At 72.9% G+C, this 18,481-nt stretch carries 13 protein-coding genes; 10 read left to right on the forward strand and 3 right to left on the reverse strand.

Annotated elements, in window-relative coordinates:
• Positions 1-2 precede the first annotated feature (2 nt).
• From ACFPIH_RS10905 to moeZ, 8 genes are all read left to right on the forward strand, one after another.
• Entirely contained in the window at positions 3-1,001 is a 999-nt protein-coding gene (locus ACFPIH_RS10905; RefSeq protein ID WP_381164971.1) for an ABC transporter permease, read from the forward strand.
• Complete coding sequence (locus ACFPIH_RS10910) at positions 998-1,996, forward strand: ABC transporter permease (RefSeq protein WP_381164968.1); 999 nt, start codon at positions 998-1,000, stop codon at positions 1,994-1,996. Before ACFPIH_RS10905 ends, ACFPIH_RS10910 begins: the two co-directional genes overlap by 4 nt.
• Positions 1,993-3,609, forward strand: coding sequence for a dipeptide ABC transporter ATP-binding protein (locus ACFPIH_RS10915; RefSeq protein ID WP_381164965.1), 1,617 nt, complete (start codon positions 1,993-1,995; stop codon positions 3,607-3,609). The genes ACFPIH_RS10910 and ACFPIH_RS10915 overlap by 4 nt, the downstream gene beginning before the upstream one ends.
• Before the next feature lie 190 nt (positions 3,610-3,799).
• Positions 3,800-5,572: a DUF3492 domain-containing protein gene (locus tag ACFPIH_RS10920; protein ID WP_381164962.1), complete on the forward strand. Its 1,773-nt coding sequence runs from the start codon at positions 3,800-3,802 to the stop codon at positions 5,570-5,572.
• Positions 5,572-6,720, forward strand: coding sequence for a hypothetical protein (locus ACFPIH_RS10925; protein ID WP_381164959.1), 1,149 nt, complete (start codon positions 5,572-5,574; stop codon positions 6,718-6,720). Before ACFPIH_RS10920 ends, ACFPIH_RS10925 begins: the two co-directional genes overlap by 1 nt.
• A 228-nt stretch (positions 6,721-6,948) precedes the next feature.
• Entirely contained in the window at positions 6,949-7,905 is a 957-nt protein-coding gene (locus ACFPIH_RS10930) for an NAD-dependent epimerase/dehydratase family protein (RefSeq protein ID WP_381164956.1), read from the forward strand.
• Positions 7,893-8,654, forward strand: a complete 762-nt coding sequence (locus ACFPIH_RS10935) for a spherulation-specific family 4 protein (RefSeq protein WP_381164953.1) — start codon at positions 7,893-7,895, stop codon at positions 8,652-8,654. The genes ACFPIH_RS10930 and ACFPIH_RS10935 overlap by 13 nt, the downstream gene beginning before the upstream one ends.
• A gap of 63 nt (positions 8,655-8,717) precedes the next feature.
• Entirely contained in the window at positions 8,718-9,896 is a 1,179-nt protein-coding gene (gene moeZ / locus ACFPIH_RS10940; RefSeq protein ID WP_381164950.1) for an adenylyltransferase/sulfurtransferase MoeZ, read from the forward strand.
• 65 nt (positions 9,897-9,961) lie between these two features.
• Here the strand turns inward: moeZ and ACFPIH_RS10945 are convergent, their stop codons facing one another.
• The 3 genes from ACFPIH_RS10945 to ACFPIH_RS10955 form a co-directional block, all read right to left on the reverse strand.
• Entirely contained in the window at positions 9,962-11,542 is a 1,581-nt protein-coding gene (locus ACFPIH_RS10945) for an alpha/beta hydrolase (protein WP_381164947.1), read from the reverse strand.
• A 140-nt stretch (positions 11,543-11,682) separates the two neighbouring features.
• Complete coding sequence (locus ACFPIH_RS10950) at positions 11,683-13,230, reverse strand: alpha/beta hydrolase (RefSeq protein ID WP_381164944.1); 1,548 nt, start codon at positions 13,228-13,230, stop codon at positions 11,683-11,685.
• Positions 13,231-13,298: 68 nt separating this feature from the next.
• Positions 13,299-16,016 (reverse strand): lysylphosphatidylglycerol synthase domain-containing protein, encoded by a 2,718-nt coding sequence (locus ACFPIH_RS10955; RefSeq protein WP_381164941.1) that lies wholly within the window; start codon positions 16,014-16,016, stop codon positions 13,299-13,301.
• A gap of 186 nt (positions 16,017-16,202) precedes the next feature.
• On the opposite strand from ACFPIH_RS10955, the gene ACFPIH_RS10960 reads away from it, so the two are divergent.
• Together ACFPIH_RS10960 and ACFPIH_RS10965 are read left to right on the forward strand one after the other, a co-directional pair.
• On the forward strand, positions 16,203-16,589 hold the full coding sequence (locus ACFPIH_RS10960) for an MGMT family protein (RefSeq protein ID WP_381164938.1): 387 nt from the start codon (positions 16,203-16,205) through the stop codon (positions 16,587-16,589).
• A 162-nt stretch (positions 16,590-16,751) separates the two neighbouring features.
• Positions 16,752-18,481, forward strand: a 1,730-nt coding sequence (locus tag ACFPIH_RS10965; RefSeq protein WP_385876645.1) for an ATP-dependent helicase, incomplete at its 3' end; no start/stop codon positions are given.

An 18,481-nucleotide genomic window follows, 5' to 3' on the forward strand; every position in this document is an offset into this window, starting at 1 on the left:
CCGTGAGCGAGACACTCCTCGTCACCGAGGCCCCCGGCGGATCCGTGCCGGGGGCCTCGGGGGGCCGTCAGTTCTGGCGGCGGCTGCGTGCGCAGCGCGCCGCCCTCGTCGCGGCCGTCGTCGTCGCTCTGCTCGTCCTGGTCGCGCTCGCCGCGCCCCTGCTCACCGCCCTGGAGGGCCAGGACCCGACCACCTACCACCCGTCCCTGATCGACTCCGCGCGCGGGGGCGTGCCCGTCGGGGCGCTCGGCGGCATCGGCGGCGACCACTGGCTCGGCGTCGAACCGCAGACCGGCCGCGACCTGTTCGCCCGGCTCGCCTACGGCGCCAGGGTCTCGCTCGGGGTCGCGTTCGCCGCCACGGTCGTCCAGGTCGCCGTCGGCATCACCATGGGCATCGCGGCGGCCCTCGGCAACCGATGGGTTGATCAACTGTTGAGCCGGATCACGGACATCTTCGTCGCCCTGCCACTGATGATCATGTCGCTGGCGCTGCTCGCGATCGTCCCCACGAGCTTCCCGCGGCCCGTTCTCGTCACCCTGGTCATCGGCCTGATCTCCTGGGGCAACATCGCCAAGGTCGTCCGCGCCCGGACGCTCAGCCTCAAGGAGCTCGACCATGTGGCGGCCGCCCGGCTCAGCGGCTGGGGCTCCTGGAGCGTCGCCCGCCGCGAACTGCTGCCCGGACTCGCCGCGCCCGTCATCACCTACGCGGCGCTGCTCGTGCCGCAGAACATCACCGTCGAAGCCGCGCTGTCCTTCCTCGGCGTCGGCGTGAAGCCGCCCACGCCGTCCTGGGGGCAGATGCTCACGGCCGCCGACGTCTGGTACCAGGCGGCCCCCCAGTACCTCCTGCTGCCCGCCGGAGCGCTCTTCGTGACCGTCCTCGCGCTCACCGTCCTCGGCGACGGCGTCCGCACCGCCCTGGACCCGCGCGTGGCCTCCCGGCTGCGGGTCGGCACGGGGCGCAGGGGAGAGAACAAGGCCGGGGGTGCCTCGTGAGCGGCTTCGGGGGCTTCGTCGTGCGCCGCGCGGTCGGCACCCTCCTCACCCTGCTCGCCATCTCGGTGATCGTCTACGTCGTCTTCTACGTCACCCCCGGCGACGTCGCCCAGATCACCTGCGGCCCGCGCTGCTCGCCCGAACAGGTCCACCAGGTCGCGCTCCAACTCCACCTGGACGACCCGCTGTACGTGCGGTACTGGCACTTCCTCCAGGGGCTCCTCGTCGGCCAGGACTACTCGACGGGCACGGCCGTGGAGCACTGCTCGGCGCCCTGCCTGGGGCTGTCGTACCAGAGCGACCAGCAGGTCACCCAGCTCATCCTGGCCAAGCTGCCGGTGAGCCTCTCCCTGGTGTTCGGCGCGATGGTGGTGTGGCTGATCCTCGGCGTCGGCACCGGGGTGCTCTCCGCGTGGCGGCGCGGCCGGTTCACCGAGCGCGCGCTGACCGCAGTCACCCTCGCCGGCACGGCCACGCCCGTCTTCGTCATCGGCCTCGTCCTGATGATCGTCGTCTGCGGCGAGCTGGAACTGTTGCCCTTCCCGCAGTACGTGAACCTCACCGACGATCCCGAGCAGTGGGCGTGGAACCTGCTGCTGCCCTGGCTCTCGCTGGCCCTCATCGAGGCCGCCTCGTTCGCCCGGCTCACGCGCGCGTCGATGCTGGAGACCCTGGCCGAGGACCACATCCGCACCTTCCGCGCGTACGGCGTCGGCGAACGGTCGATCATCGGGCGGCACGCGCTGCGCGGGGCGTTCGCGCCGGTCATCGCGCTGAACGCGAACAACTTCGGGTCGGCGGTCGGCGGCGCGGTGCTCACCGAGACGCTGTTCGGACTGCCCGGCATCGGTCAGGAACTCGTCCACGCCGTCAATGTGGTCGACCTGCCGGTCGTGGTCGGGATGGTCCTGGTCATCGGTTTCTTCGTGGTCCTCGCCAACGCCGTCGCGGACGTCCTGTACGCGGTGGCCGACCGACGGGTGGTGCTGACATGAGTCTTGTCCAGGTCACGGACCTTTCCGTCGAGTTCGGCGATCTGCGCGCCGTCGACGGTCTCTCCTTCCGGCTGGAGCGGGGCGGCGCCCTCGCCCTGGTCGGCGAGTCCGGCTCCGGCAAGTCGACGGTCGCCTCGGCCCTGCTGGGGCTGCACCGCGGCACGGGCGCGCGGGTGGGCGGTTCGATCGAGGTCGTCGGAGTGGACGTACAGGAGGCGTCCGACGAGGCGCTGCGTCGGCTGCGGGGCGCCAAGGCCGCCATGGTCTTCCAGGACCCGCTGTCGTCGCTCGACCCTTACTACGCGATCGGCGACCAGATCGCCGAGGTGCACCGCGTGCACACGCGTGTGTCACGCCGTACGGCACGCGCGCGTGCGGTGCAGGTGCTGGAGAGGGTGGGAATTGCGGACGCGGTACGGCGGTCCCGGTCCCGGCCGCACGAGTTCAGCGGCGGTATGCGCCAGCGCGCGCTCATCGCGATGGCGCTGGCCTGCGAACCGGAATTGCTCATCGCCGACGAGCCGACCACCGCGCTCGACGTGACCGTCCAGGCCCAGATCCTCGACCTCCTGCACACGCTGCGCGAGGAGACCGGGATGGGGCTGCTGCTCGTCACGCACGACGTGGGCGTGGCCGCCGAGAGCGTCGACGAGGTACTCGTCATGCGGCACGGGCGGCGCGTCGAGCACGGCCCGGTCGGGGAGGTGCTCGGCGCCCCGGAGGCGGAGTACACGCGGGAGCTGCTGACGGCGGTGCCTCGGGTTGAGGTGCGGCGGGTGGAGGTGCGGCGGGCTTCCACGGGCGCCTCGGAGGACGTCGTTCTCGAGGCCCGTGGGCTGCGGCGCGAGTTCGGGCGCGGCAGGCGGGCGTTCGCGGCCGTGGACGACGTGTCTCTGACGATCCACCGGGGCGAGACCCTCGGGATCGTCGGCGAGAGCGGCAGCGGCAAGACCACGCTGGGGCGGATGCTGGTCGGGCTGCTGGAGCCGACGGCGGGGACGGTCACGCCCGGCGGCGGTGTCCGTCCCGATGTGCAGATGGTGTTCCAGGACCCGGTCTCCTCCCTCAACCCCCGCCGCAGCGTGGGCGAGTCCGTCGCCGACCCGCTTCGCGCGCGTGGAGAACGCGATGAGCGGCGCATCAGGGGGCGTGTGATCGAACTCCTGGAGCGCGTGGGGCTCGAAGGGGCGCACTACGACCGGTATCCGCACGAGTTCAGCGGCGGTCAGCGCCAGCGCGTGGGCATTGCGCGGGCGCTCGCGGCCGACCCGCGCGTCATCGTGTGCGACGAGCCGGTCTCCGCGCTCGATGTGACCACGCAGGCCCAGGTGGTCGCCCTGCTCGGCGAGTTGCAGCGGGAGCTGGGGCTCGCACTGGCCTTCGTCGCCCACGACCTCGCCGTGGTGCGCCAGGTCAGCGACCGGGTCGCGGTGATGCGGCGCGGCCGGATCGTCGAGTCGGGGCCGGCCGACGAGGTGTACGACGCCCCGCGGGACCCGTACACCAGGCAACTGCTGGCCGCCGTACCCGCCCTCGATCCGCAGGTGGCGGCCCGACGGCAGGCGGCTCGGCGCGAGTTGGCGGGCGCCGGGCAGGAACTGGCCGGAGCCTGACGAAACGTGACTGCGTGATTTCTTAGCGCGATCGAACGCGACCCGCACGGGAAAGTTACGGTCGTTCACCCCTTTTGGTGGTGCGACGGACAACCGTCCGTCGCACCACCACCTTGTCCGCATACGTTCTTCCCGCTGCGAGCCGCCGGGTCAACGGCGGCTCCCCAAACGGGAGATCGGGGGTGCGTGCGTGCGCATCGGACTGCTGACGGAGGGTGGTCATCCGTATGTGAGCGGTGACGTCGGACTCTGGTGCGACCGGCTCGTGCGCGGGCTCGGGCAGCACGACTTCGACGTCTACGCGCTCGGCGACGGACACCACCGGGGGGACGCCGAGGTCGCGCACGGACGGCGTGCACGCCGGCGCTTCACGGAGTCCTACGGGGAGCTGGTGACGGCCCTGGCCGACGTCTCGGAAGGCGGCTCCAACGCTCAGGCGGACCGTTTCGCCAACGCGCTGTACGGCCTTGCCGAACTCGCCCGCGAGGAGGGCGGACTGGTGCGGGCGCTCCGCTCGGAGAGTGCCGTACGCGCCCTCGAACGCGCCTGCCGGGCGCCCGGCGCACTGCGTATGGCGCGCGAGGCGCGGGTACCCGAGCTGCTCGCCGTCGCCGCGCACCTCGAACGCGCTCTGCGCCCCCTGTCGTTCGACTGGTACGAGGACGACGGTCTTGCTGCGGCGGACCTGTGCCATGCCGCCTCCGGCGGGGTGGTGGCGCTCCCCGGGCTGCTCGCCCGGCACTTCTTCGACGTACCGCTGCTGGTGACGGAGTACGGGGTGCGGCTGCGGAGCCACTACCTGGGCTCGGGGGCGCATTCCGGCAACCGGCGCCATCCGGGTTCCGGCGCGCCGGATGCCGATGACGTCGAGGCCGCTCCCGCCGTCCGCGCGTTGCTCGCCGCCTTCCATGGCCGGCTCGCCGCCGAGGTCTACCGGCAGGCGGCCTGTGTCACTTCCGGCAACGCGCACGCCCGCCGCTGGCAGGAACGCTGCGGTGCCGACCCCGCCAGGCTCCGCACGGTCTACCCGGGCATGGCGGCCGACCGCTTCGCCGAGACGGGCGACGCCCCGGACGCCGCCGACCCGCACACGCTGGTCTGGGTCGGACGGGTGGAACCGGCCAAGGACCTGGTGTCCCTGCTGCACGCCTTCGCGGAGGTCCGCAGGGAACACCCGAGGGCACGTCTGCGGATCATCGGCGCACCGGGGGCCCCGGCCGGGTCCGAGGGCGGGGCCTACCTCGGCCACTGCAGGATGCTGGCCGCGCAGCTCTTCCCCGACGAGGCCGACGGCCCGCACGCCGTCGGCGACAACCCCGTGTCCTTCGAGGAGATCGGCGGCCCGGAGGCACCCGGCCCCGCCGAGGCGTACGCGGCGGGAGCGGTGGTCGTCCTGTCCAGCGTCGTCGAGGGGTTCCCGGTCGGCCTGGTCGAGGCGATGTTCTGCGGCCGGGCGACAGTGTCGACGGATGTCGGTGCCGTGGTCGAGGTCGTCGGCGGGACCGGGCTGGTCGTACCGCCGCGCAATCCGCGGGCGCTCGCCCAGGCGTGCGGGGCGCTGCTGCGCGACCCCGAGCGCCGTGCGCGCCTGGGGGCAGCCGCCCGCGCACGCGCCCTGGAACTGTTCACGGTGGAGCAGAACGTCGAGGCATTTCGCGGCACTTACCTGGAGATCGTCTCCCGCTGCCCGGCCCGCCGGGCCGTCCTCGACGGCGCGGCCGACCCCCGGCCGTTCGCCGTCCCGGCCGAGGCCCGGCTGCCCGGCCGCTGGACCGGCCCGGGCGTACGGGGCACCGCCCGGGGCGGTCCGGGCTGGTCGGCGGGACCGCCGGTGCACGGCATGGCGTCCGTCGTGCCGTCGACCGTCGTGCCGTCGTCAGCGGTTCCCTCGTCCGTCCTTCCGTCCTCAGCTGTTCCCTCGTCCGTCCTCCCGCCCCCACTTGTCGCCACGGAAGGTGCGTGATGAGCGAACTCGGCGAACTGGACCGGCCGGGCCGCAGGCTCCCCGCTCCGCGCAGGGGCCCCGCGGACCCGGTGAAGACCCTGATGCACCGTCATCGCGACCTGTGCGCGCGGGCCGTCGATCCGTTGGAGATCGCGGCCGGTCTGGAGGCCCACGGAGTCACCGACCGCACCGCCGCCCGCTTCCGGCACCGGGACGTCTTCTCGCTGGCCGAGGAGATGTACGCCCGTGCCTCCCGCGACGCAGGCACCCCCGCGCCCGCCGTGCCCGCCCCGGCCCCCCGGCCCCGCCCGGACCGGGCGCTGCTCACCCTGCTCCCGGGCGCCCTGTGCGCCGCGGCGTTGACCGGACTGCGTCTCACCGAAGGACGGACCCGCCTCCTCGTGGCCGCCACGGGCGTCCTCGCGCTGGCCTTCGCCCTGCACGCCGTACTCCACAGCGGGCCACTGGCCCGGCACGGCGGCACCCGCCCGGGCCCGTACCGCAGCGGCTTCTGGACCTGCTGGCTCCTCGCCTACGCGGCCCTCGGCGACGGCCTCCTGCGCGGCGCCGTCACCGGCGGCCCCGACACCCTGCCCGACGGAACACCGGACGGCCCCTGGCCGTTCGCCGCCGCGCCCCTCCTCGCCCTCACCCTGGCCTGCGCGCCCGCCGCGTACTGCGCGCGCCTCCTCGCGGTACGCGCCCGGCGCCGACTCGACGCCAGCCGCGGCCTGGCGGAGTTCACCTCCTCCGTGCAACCCCTGCTGCTCGGCGTGTTCGCCCTGTTCGGATGCGCGCTCGCCGCCCTGACCGCCCTGTGCGCCGCGGCGCTGGACGAGCCGGCCGACCACGCCGGCGTCCTCACCCTGGGCCTCCTCCTCTTCCTCGCCCGCCTCCTCGCCGTGCACGGCTTCACCCACGCCCCCGCGGTCGTCCTGGGAGCCGCCGGTACCGCCGAGGCGCTGGCCCCGGCCACGGTTTTCGCCGGCCGACTTCCCGGCTGCGGGTTCCTGTCCGCGCCCGTCGACGCCCTCGTCACCGCCTGGGGCCCGGCCGGCCCACCGACCCTGATCTGCGGAGCCGCCGCGACGACCCTGCTGGTCCACGCGACCCGCACCCTGGCCACGGCCTCCGCCCACGCCCCCCTGACGGACCGGCCGTGCTGAGGCACCGGCGGCCCCCCGCCCTCCGACCACCCCGCGCAGCGCCACCCCCACCGTGCACGGACCGCACGACGCACGCGCTCCTCCACCCCGCCGCAGGCAATCGGAACACCTCAGAAGGAGAGAACAGATGACCACCTCCCGATCCGGAGCGACCGGAGTCACCGGGACACCCGCGGTCACCGGAGCCCCCGCGGTCACCGGACCAACCGCAGTGCAGGGAGTCGCGCGATGAGGGTCCTGCTGATCGGAGCCAACGGCTACCTCGGCCGGTTCGTCGCCGACCGTCTGCTCGCCGACCCGGCGGTCCAGCTCACCGCGCTCGGCCGCGGAGACGACGCCGACGTCCGGTTCGACCTCGCGAGCGGCAGCCCCGGCGCGCTCACCCGCTTCCTCGACGCGGTCCATCCCCAGGTCGTCGTCAACTGCGCGGGCGCCACCCGCGGCGGCGCCCGCGAGCTCACCCGGCACAACACCGTCGCCGTCGCCACCGTCTGCGAGGCGCTGCGCCGCAGCGGCTGCGGCGCCCGTCTGGTGCAGATCGGCTGCGGTGCCGAGTACGGCCCGAGCCAGCCAGGCTCCTCGACCGCCGAGGACGCCGTCCCCCGCCCCGGCGGCCCGTACGGCGTCAGCAAGCTCGCCGCGACCGAACTCGTCCTCGGCTCCGGCCTGGACGCCGTCGTGCTGCGGGTCTTCTCCCCGGCCGGACCCGGCACCCCGGCCGGCTCCCCGCTGGGGCGGCTGGCCGAGGCGATGCGCCGCGCCATGCAGTCCGGCGACGGCGAACTCAAGCTCGCCGGCCTCGGCGCGCAGCGCGACTTCGTGGACGTCCGCGACGTCGCCCGCGCCGTGCACGCCGCCTCGCTCTCCGCCGCGCAGGGCGTCATCAACATCGGCTCGGGCCGCGCCGTCCGGCTGCGCGACGCCGCCGCGATCCTGGCGCGCGTGGCCGGGTACGGCGGAGCGCTCCACGAACTCGACGGACCGCCCGGCGCCCATCTGCGGCCGGCCATCGGCCATCCCCGCCCCGACCCCGACCACGCGGCCCCGGTCGCGTACCCGGACGGCTGCGGCAGCTGGCAGCAGGCCGATGTGCGCACCGCCCGCGACCGGCTCGGCTGGCGGCCCCGGATCAACCTCGAGGAGTCCCTCGCCGACATCTGGATGGAGGCGGCGTGTCGTATCTGACCGGCACTCCGGCGGGAACCGCCGACGCCGGGAGCACCGACCTCCGCACCGGCATCGGCGTGCCCGGCCTCGCCCACCCGCTGCTCGCCCCAGCAGAGTGGGGCGACCTCGCCCGCCCCGGGCCGCCGCTGCACTGGGTCGTCCTGAACATCGCGGGCGGCGGCCCCGGCGTCCGCCCCGACCCGCACTGTCTGGAGGCGGCGGGCCGACTGCGCAACGCCGGCATCCGGATCCTCGGGCACCTCGACAGCGCCTACGGGATCCGGGCCCACGCCGATGTGATGGCCGACGCCCGGCGGTACCTCGACTGGTACCGGGTCGACGGCTTCCTGCTGGACCGCTGCCCGGGCTCGCGCGAGGAGTTCCCCGGGATCCGCCGCACGGCCACCGCGCTTCGCGCGCTGGCCGACGCGCCCCACGTCGTCCTCGGCCACGGCACCCATCCGTACCCGGGCTACGCCGAGCACGCCGACCAGTTGGTCACCTTCTCCGGGCCGTGGAACGACTACCGCTGGTCGCAGGTGGCCGAGTGGACCGCCGAGCATCCGCCGGAGCGGTTCTGCCACCTGGTGCACGGAGTGCCCCGGGCCCACCTCGACGAGGCGCTGCGCATCGCCCGCTGGCAGGGCGCGGCGACGATCTGGTTCACCGACCGGGGCGACTCGGGAGGCCGGTGCGACCCCTGGGAGACCCTGCCCGGCTACTGGGACGAAATCGTCTCGCGGATCGGAACGGGTGTCTCGGAATGAAGAAGGCCATGGCACTGTTACGGAGAGAACAACCGTAGTGATAGACCGACCAACGGAGTCCCCGTGTCGCTGCCACCCCTGGTCGAGCCGGCTGCCGAGCTCACCGTAGACGAGGTTCGCCGGTACTCCCGCCACCTGATCATCCCGGACGTCGGGATGGACGGGCAGAAGCGGCTGAAGAACGCCAAGGTGCTCTGTGTGGGCGCCGGCGGCCTGGGCTCGCCGGCGCTGATGTACCTGGCCGCGGCGGGTGTGGGCACGCTCGGCATCGTGGAGTTCGACGAGGTCGACGAGTCGAACCTGCAGCGCCAGATCATCCACAGCCAGGCCGACATCGGCCGCTCCAAGGCCGAGTCCGCGCGTGACTCCGTCCTCGGCATCAACCCGTACGTGAATGTGATCCTCCACGAAGAGCGGCTCGAGGCCGAGAACGTGATGGACATCTTCAGCCAGTACGACCTGATCGTCGACGGCACGGACAACTTCGCGACCCGCTACCTCGTCAACGACGCGTGCGTGCTGCTGAACAAGCCGTACGTGTGGGGCTCGATCTACCGCTTCGACGGCCAGGCCTCCGTGTTCTGGTCCGAGTACGGTCCCTGCTATCGCTGCCTCTACCCGGAGCCCCCGCCGCCGGGCATGGTCCCCTCCTGCGCCGAGGGCGGCGTCCTGGGCGTGCTGTGCGCGTCCATCGGCTCCATCCAGGTCACCGAGGCGATCAAGGTCCTCACCGGCACCGGTGAGTCCCTGGTCGGCCGACTGATGATCTACGACGCCCTGGAGATGCAGTACCGCCAGGTCAAGATCCGCAAGGACCCGAACTGCGCGGTCTGCGGCGAGAACCCGACCGTCACCGAGCTCATCGACTACGAGGCCTTCTGCGGCGTCGTCTCCGAGGAGGCCCAGCAGGCGGCGGCGGGCGCCACGATCACTCCCAAGCAGCTCAAGGAGTGGATCGACGACGGCGAGAACATCGAGATCATCGACGTCCGCGAGCCGAACGAGTACGAGATCGTCTCCATCCCGGGCGCCAAGCTGATCCCGAAGAACGAGTTCCTGCTGGGCACCGCCCTGGAGGGCCTGCCGCAGGACAAGAAGATCGTCTTGCACTGCAAGACGGGTGTCCGCAGTGCGGAAGTCCTCGCCGTGCTGAAGTCCGCGGGCTTCTCGGACGCCGTGCACGTCGGCGGCGGTGTCATCGGCTGGGTCAACCAGATCGAGCCGAGCAAGCCGGTCTACTGACCTTTCCGGTCCGTCCGGTCGGCGGGGGCTCCGGGCACCATGGGTGCCCGGAGCCCCCGCCGTCGTCATGAGCAGACCTTGCCGTCCTTCGGCACCGTGCCCTTCAACAGGTACGCGTCCACCGCGGAGTCGACACAGTCGCTCCCGCTGTCGTACGCACCGTGCCCCTCGCCCTTCCAGGTGAGCAGCACGCCGACGCCCCTGCCCAGTTCGTCCGCCATCTTCCGGGCGCCCTCGTACGGCGTCGCCGGGTCGCCGGTGTTGCCGACCAGCAGGATCGGCGCCGCACCTGCCGCGCTCACCTCCGGGGTGTCGTACTGCCCGGTCACCGGCCAGTCGTGGCACCAGCCGGCCGTGTCCCAGCCCAGGAAGTCGCCGAAGACGGGGGAGATCCTCTCGAACTCCGTCAGCCGCTTCCTCGCCTCCTCGGCGGTCGGCCGCTGCCTGTCGTCCAAGCACGATATGACCCGTTGCGAGTGGGCCGTCGTGCCGTACTTCCCCGAGGAGTCCCGCTCGTTGTAGGCGTCGGCGAGCTCCAGCAGCTCGGAGCCGTCGCCGTCCTCGGCCGACTCCAGGGCGCTGGTCAGCCTCGGCCAGCTCCGCTCGCTGTACAGCGGCAGGACGATACCGGTGACGGCGAGCGACTGGGTCAGCCTCCGCCCGTCGGAGGCCGGCAGCGGATCGCTGTCGAGCCGGTCCAGCAGGGCCGCGATCCTGGCGCTGCCCCGCTCCGGGTCCTGGCCCGTCGACTTCAGGTAGTCGTCGAGCGCCCGCTGGAAGCCCCGCGCCTGGTTCTCGGCGTGGCCCACGGCGTCGGCGCTCGGGTCGACCACCGCGTCGAGGATCAGCCGTCCCACGTTCTTGGGGAACAGGTGGGCGTAGACGCCGCCGAGTTCGGTGCCGTAGGAGATGCCGAAGTAGTGCAGCTTCGTGTCGCCGAGGACCTGGCGCATCAGGTCCATGTCGCGCGCGGTGTCGGTGGTCGAGACGTGGGCCAGCAGGTCGCCCGCGGCCTTCTCGCACCCCTTGGCGAAGTCGGCGGCGTCCTGGAGGTACGCCCGCTCCTCGGCCGGGGTGTCCGGGGTGATGTCGATCGACTCGGCGGCCCGGATGTCCTTGTTGCTGCGGCAGCGGATTCCCTCGCTGCCGCCGACCCCGCGCGGGTCCCAGCTGACCAGGTCGTAGCGCTCACGGAGGGAGGAGAACGTGGAGCCGAACGCGGGCAGTGTGCCGACGCCCGAGCCGCCCGGGCCGCCGAAGTTGAACAGCAGCGAGCCGAGCCGCTGCCCGCCGCCGGACCGTGACTTGGCGCGGATCAGCGAAAGGCCGATGGTCCTGCCGGCCGGCTTCGACCAGTCCAGCGGCACCTTCAGCGTCGCGCACCGCCAGTCTCCGCTCGGTGCGGCGGAGTCCGAAGTGCCCTTGCAGCGCCCCCAGTCGAGCTTCTGCTCCGTGAGCGAGGCCGGCGCGGACGTGCTCGAGGTACCGGCCGCCCTCCCGCCGCCGGTCCCCGTGCCGGTCCCCTTGCCTGCCCCTTTGCCTGCCCCTTTACCGTCCCCGCCGCTGTCCGACGAGCCGCCGCTGCAGCTCGCGACCAGTAGTGCGACGGCGGCGCCGAGTGCCGCACACCGTAGGAATCGCGCCATGTGCCTGCCCCCCTTGCTGACCGTCCGCGCCGAGCGGCGGGACGGCTGTCAGGCAATCGTAGGCGGCGCGGGGCCTGTCTGTCGGAGCCTGTGGATAACCTGTTGACCTGCTGTTTTGCCGGCCCGTCGGGGAATGTGTGTCATGCACAGATCGTGCCGGAGGCGGGCACCTTCCCGTCCAGCAAGTAGCCGTCCACGGCCGTCTGCACACACTTGTCCTTGCTGCCGTACGCGCCGTGCCCCTGGCCCTTGTACGTCAGCTCCACCCCGACGCCGTCGCCCAGCGCGTCCACCATCTTCCGGGCCCCCTCGTACGGGGTCGCCGGGTCGCCGGTGTTGCCCACGACGAGGATCGGCGGCGCGCCCGGCGCGCTCACGTCCGGATGGTCGGCCGCGCCCGGCACGGCCCAGTCCGTGCAGCCGACCATCGACCAGGCCAGGAAGTCCCCGAACAGCGGCGAGGCGGCGCGGAACTCCGGCAGCCTCCCCTCCACATAGCCGGGCGAGTAGCGCGGCTTGTCGTCCGAGCAGTTGATGGCGACCCCGGCGGCGGCGATGTTGCTGTACTCGCCGTTCTCGCTGCGGCCGTTCATCGAGTCGGAGAGCAGCAGCAGGATCCTGCCGTCCCCGTCGTAGGCCTGCTCCAGGCCCTCGGTGAGGAACTCCCAGAAGTCCTTCGAGTACAGCGCCTGCGCGATGCCGGTGATGGCGGCGCTCTGCGTCAGCTGTCGCGGGAGGATGCCCGGAAGCGGCTTCGCGTCCAGGTCCTTCAGCAGCTTGGCGATCCGGTCCTTCACGTCCTGCGGGGTGTCGCCGACGGGACAGTCCTCGATCTTGGACGTGCAGTCCTCGGCGTAGTTGTCGAGCGCCAGCTGGAAACCCCTGGCCTGCCCGAGGGCGCCCTGCTCGGACGTCTGCGTTGGGTCGACGACCGCGTCGAACACGGCGCGTCCCACGTTCTTGGGGAACAGGTGGGCGTAGACGCCGCCGAGTTCGGTGCCGTAGGAGATGCCGAAGTAGTGCAGCTTCGTGTCGCCGAGGACCTGGCGCATCAGGTCCATGTCGCGGGCCGCGTCGGTGGTGCGCACATGCGGCAGCACCTTCTCGGAGTTCTTGTCGCAGGCCGCGTTGAACTCCTTGGTGTTGTCCAGCAGCCCGGTGCGCTCGGCGGCGTCGTCGGGCGTCGAGTCCTGTTGGAAGTAGGCGTCGAGTTGCTGGTCGTTCTCGCACTTCACGCCGGCGCTGCGGCCGACCCCGCGCGGGTCGAAGCTCACGAGGTCGTACCGGGTGCGCAGCGTGTCGTAGTCCGTGCCGAACGCGGGCAGCGTGCTCACGCCCGAGCCGCCGGGCCCGCCGAAGTTGAACACCAGCGAACCGATCCGCCTGCTCGGGTCGCCGCTCGCCTCCGCCCGGATCAGCGCGATGCCGATCGTGTCGCCCTTGGGGTGGTTCCAGTCCAGGGGTGCCTTCATCGTGGCGCACTGCCACCGCTGCCCGTCCGGCAGCGGGGAGGGCGCGCTGCCGCCGCCCTCGGCCTGGGACGGGGCCGGGCAGTCCTTCCAGCTCAGCTTCTGCGCCGTCAGGTCCTCGTCCGTACCGCCGTCGTCACCGCATCCGGTCGCCAGGGCGGACAGCAGCAGGGCGGTCGTGGTCAGGGCGGTGGCCCGCAGGCGGAAGGGGCTCGGCATGGTCCCATCGTGCGGTCGCCTCCGCTCACGCGCGCGAGGCCGCGGTCCGTACGAGGTACGGCGCCGTCCTAGAGGGCGCCCTTGCGGCTCAGTTGGTTGAAGGCCAGCCAGCCGGGCAGCACCGGGATCCACAGCGTCAGCAGACGGAACAGCAGGACGGCGGGGGCTGCGACCTCCTTGGGCAGGCCGACCGCGATCAGGCCGACCGTCAGGGTCGCCTCGACGGCACCGACACCGCCCGGGGTGGGGGCCGCGGAGCCGAGCGCGTTGCCGGCCAGGAAGACGACGGCGACGCTGGCGAGGCTGATGGACGAGGACTCCGTGCCGAAGGCGCGGATCGACGCGTCCAGGCACATCACGAAGCAGAAGGTCAGCAGGAGCATGCCGCCGATGCCGGTGACCAGCTTCTGCGGGCGCTGGAGCACGTCCAGCATGCGCGGCACGACTCCGGCGAACAGCGACCGCACGCGCGTGACGACGAACTTCCGCAGGAACGGCACCGACGTCACCACCAGCACCAGCACCGCCACCGTCAGCAGACCCGCGATGACCGTGCGGGACGGCGAGAGTGACGGCGTCTTCTCGGTGCCGGTGAGGTAGCCGAACGACAGCAGCATCAGGATGTGACAGCCGAGACCGAACAGCTGCGACGCGCCGACGCTCGCCACCGCGAGCCCGGGGCGCACGCCCGCGCGTTGCAGGAAGCGGGTGTTCAGGGCCACTCCGCCGACCGCGGCCGGTGCCACGATCTTCACGAACGAGCCGGCGACCTGCGCGGCGACCGTCCGCGGGAACGGCACCCGCTCCGGTACGAACCCGAGCAGGCTCATGGCCGCGGCGACATAGCTGAGCGCCGAGAACAGCACGGCCGCCGCCACCCAGCCCCACTCGGCGTTGGCGACCAGCGGGCCGAACTCGATGTGGGTGAGCTGCGTCAGCAGGAAGTAGGCGCCGATCGCGCCGGCGATGAAGCTGATCAGGGTGCGTGGCCGCACCCGCTCGAGGCGGGCCGGCTCCACCGGGGCCTGCGGCCGGATCCGCAGCACCTGGTGCCGGATCTGCGTCAGCAGATCCTCCTCGCGCGCCTCGTCCAGTGCCTCGTCGAGCGCCCGCTTGTCGGCCCGCGCCTGCGCGCGTACGGCCTTCTTCTCGGCCTTCTCCGAGACGGGCTTCTCCTCGTTCCCGGCGTCCAGACGGGCCTGCTTGGCCTGACGGGACGCCTCCAGGACCGCGTCACGCTCGCGCTGCGCCCGCTCCCGGGCGAGTCTGCGCAGCGTCGCGCGCGTGGAGCGGCTGAGCGCGATGGGCTGGAGCATCGGCAGACAGTCCGCCACCGCGTCGGGGCCGAGCACACCGACCGCCGAGGCGACCGTGCGCTCGGCGCCCACCCTGAGGCCGAGCGTCACCAGCAGCTGGGAGACGTCCATGCGCAGCAGCAGCTCACCGGCGGCGATCTCGCCGACCCGCATGTCGGTGAGGATCACCCTGCCGGAACGATCCACCAGGACGGCGTCACCCACCAGCCTGCGGTGCGCGATGCGCCTCGACTGAAGAGCGCGCACCTGGTGCCAGGTGTCCCGCAGCAGATGGTCGGTGATCTCGTCGTCCGCCAGCGAGTCCAGGGTGCGGCCGCCGCTGTGCTCGTAGACGAGCATCACGGCGTCGGGGCCGAGCTCGGAGGTCGCGATCAGCTTCGGCGCGTTGGCGCCCGCCGCGATGGCGGCGTAGGCCAGCAGCGCCTCCTGCTCCAGCGCCTGGCGCAGCGACTGCAGGCTGCTGCGGGTGGCGAAGCCGCGCAGCGTCAGGTTGCGCCACGCGCGGTAGAAGAACCCCTGGGCCTGCTGCTCGCGGTCGACCACGGTGACGTCGAGCGGTGGGCCGTCCTCCAGGGTGACGAAGTAGCGCCGGCCCCGGTCACCGGTCTCCGCCGTGTCCGGGGCCTCCTCGCGCGCGGCGCTCACCGGGTGGAAGCCGACCGTGCGCAGGCCCGCCATCAGGTTCCGCCCGGTGGGCCGGACGTTCGGGGAACCGACCGCGTACAGCGTCCCGTAGGCGACGGTCCAGCCGATCAGTACCGTCAGGATGATCGAGAACGGTGTCGTGTAGCCGGTGACCAGCATCGAGAAGGCGTCGAGGAGCAGCACCATCCACAGCACCGCGCGCCAGCGCGGCCGACGCGACATACCGACGGCCGTCATGTACGCGATGACCGGTGCGAGGTAGCCGTGCACGGGGTCGGTGAGGGCGTGGATGTCACCGGGGGAGGGCTGGGTAAGCGCTTCCCGGATGGAGCTCGGGGCGGCCTTGGCGACCCACAGGTCGGTGGCGAGTGTCACACCGTGCGCGAGGACGGCGGCGAGCACACCGTCGGCGATGCGCAGCCCGTCGCGCTTGATCAGCCGTTCGATCGCGAACGCGACCGGCACCAGCAGGATCGCGATGCTGGACGCCAGACCCGCGATCTTGATGAGCAGATCGGGTGCCTGCCCGGTGCCCTTGTTGATGTCCTGTTCCAGGCCCGAGGTCGTCCCGTGCGCGAACGCGGCGATACCGAGGAGCACCGCGACGGCGAGCACCCCCACCAGCAGGCGCATGAGGTCGGAGGGGCGGTGCACGCGCGCGGGGAGCAGCGGTTCGTCGCCCTCGACCTCGTCGATGTGCACCTCGTCGCAGTCGCGGTCGGGCGCCTCCGCACGGGGCTCGGCCGGTCCGTCGGGGCTGTCCGGGCGCGACGCAGCGTCAGCGGTGCCCTCCGCGTCCTCGGGATGCACACCCTGCTGCTTCATCGTCTCTTCTTGATCTCGTATCACCGGTCACCGACCGCACGATGGTGGCATGCCCCACCGACACACGGGGGCATCAGGGTGCAAACGCGGGGGCGCACAGTCTGCCCCAAGCATCTCTCGGGGGCGAGGGTCACGCAGGGTCAGGAGCCCGTCGCGCTGTCGGTGCGGTGCGGCAGGATGGGGCGGATGAGCGAGCAGAGCCTTCCGTACGACGCGGGCCCGGGGCACGACGGCGAACTGCCGGAGTACGCCGAGCGGGTCCTCGAAGTGGCGGAGCTGATTCCGCCCGGGCGGGTCATGACGTACGGGGACGTCGCCGAATGGCTTGCGGAGGGCGGGCCCCGGCAGGTCGGCCGGGTGATGTCCCTCTACGGCGGCGGCGTCCCGTGGTGGCGCGTGGTGCGCTCCGACGGCGTGCTGCTGCCGGGCCACGAACTGCGCGCGCTCGGCCACTACCGGGACGAGGGCACGCCGCTGAAGGAGGCGAGCCGGGCCGCCGAGGGCCATCTGCCCCGCCTCGACATGAGACGGGCGCGATGGGACGGCGGCGAGCGGACGGAAGGTCACACCTGACAGCTTCCGCCATCGGACGCGGCTGAGGGGACCCTGTGGCCCGTACGGGGGAAACCGTCGAAATCGGGCACGTCGGTGGCATGACGTACGTTCGAGGGTCACGGGGCGGCACCACCGGCCCCCGGACCACCAGCACACCCACCAGGACCGGCGACGAACCACGTGAGCTCCTCTTCCTCCACCGGACGCCTGTCGCCCCCCGCGGGACGACAGGGGAGCCGTGGCGCCTACCGGCTGGTGCGGACCACACCGGCCCGGGTGGACCCCCCTCTTCTGGACGCCGCGCAGCGGTCCGTGGTTGACCACACCCACGGCCCGCTGCTCGTCCTCGCCGGCCCGGGCACCGGCAAGACCACCACCCTCGTCGAGTCCGTCGCCGCCCGGATCGCCCGCGGCGGCGACCCCGCGCGCGTACTGGTGCTCACGTTCAGCCGCAAGGCCGCCGTCGAGCTGCGCGACCGGATGGCGCTGCGCATGGGCGCCGCCCGCGCCCCCCAGGCGACCACCTTCCACTCGTACTGCTACGCCCTGGTCCGCGCCCACCAGGACACCGAGCTGTTCGCCGAACCGCTGCGGCTGCTGTCGGGCCCCGAGCAGGACGTCGCCGTCCGGGAACTGCTCGCCGGCCAGCTCGACCTGCAGCGGCTCGGCCTCGCGCACGTGCGCTGGCCGGACGAACTGCGCGCCTGCCTCACCACGCGCGGCTTCGCCGACGAGGTCCGCGCGGTGCTCGCCCGCAGCCGCGAACTGGGCCTCGGCCCCGACGCCCTGGACGCCTTCGCCGCCCGTATCGGCCGCCCCGACTGGCGGGCCGCCGCCGCCTTCCTCGCCGAGTACCTCGACGTCCTCGACCTGCACGGCGTGATCGACTACGCGGAACTCGTCCATCGCGCGGTGCTCCTCGCCCACCGTCCCGACACCGCCGAGCGGCTCACCGCGCAGTACGACGCCGTGTACGTCGACGAGTACCAGGACACCGACCCGGCCCAGGTACGGCTGCTGCACGCCCTCGCCGGCGGCGGTCGCGCCCTCGTCGCGTTCGGCGACCCCGACCAGTCGATCTACACCTTCCGGGGCGCCGACGTGAACGGCATCCTGGACTTCCCGAGCGCCTTCCCGCGCCCCGACGGCCGCCCCGCCCCCGTCGAGGTCCTGCGCACCTCCCGCCGCTCCGGAGCCGCCCTGCTGGCCGCCACCCGGCTGGTCACCCAGCGCATGCCCCTGACCCGCCTCCCGGCGGAGAAGGTCCGTGCGCACCGTGAGCTCGCCCCTACGCGCGCGGGCGGCGGCGTCGAAGTATTCACGTACCCCACCCCCGGCACCGAGCTGGACAACGTCGCCGACATTCTGCGCCGCGCCCACCTGGAGGACGGCGTGCCCTGGAGCGAGATGGCCGTCCTGGTACGCGCCGGCTCCCGCACGATCCCGACGGTCCGCCGGGCCCTCACCGCCGCCGGAGTCCCCCTCGACATCGACGGCGACGACCTGCCCCTCCGCCATGAACCGGCGATCGCCCCCCTGCTGACGGCCCTGCGGGCGGTGGCCACGGCGGAGGCGTCCGCGCCGCTGCACGAGGGCGCCGGGGACGGGGACCGGCTGGGGGAGGGCTCGGACGAAGCCGACGGGCCGGCGGTGCACGTCCGGCAGGACGCGAAGGACGCGGCAGAGGCCGACGCGTCGGCGCCGGACCTCCAGGAGGGCGAGAAGGGCGCCACCGGGCCGGCCGAGGCTGCGGGCGGAGCGGGCACCGAGCCCGCCTCGCCCTCCGAGCCCGCCTCGCCCTCCGAGCCCGCCTCGCCCTCCGAGCCCGCCTCGCCCTCCGAGCCCGCCTCGCCCTCCGAGCCCGCCTCGCCCTCCGAGCCCGCCTCGCCCTCCGAGCCCGCCTCGCCCTC

Source organism: Streptomyces vulcanius (assembly GCF_042653945.1).
Taxonomy (GTDB): domain Bacteria; phylum Actinomycetota; class Actinomycetes; order Streptomycetales; family Streptomycetaceae; genus Streptomyces; species Streptomyces mangrovi.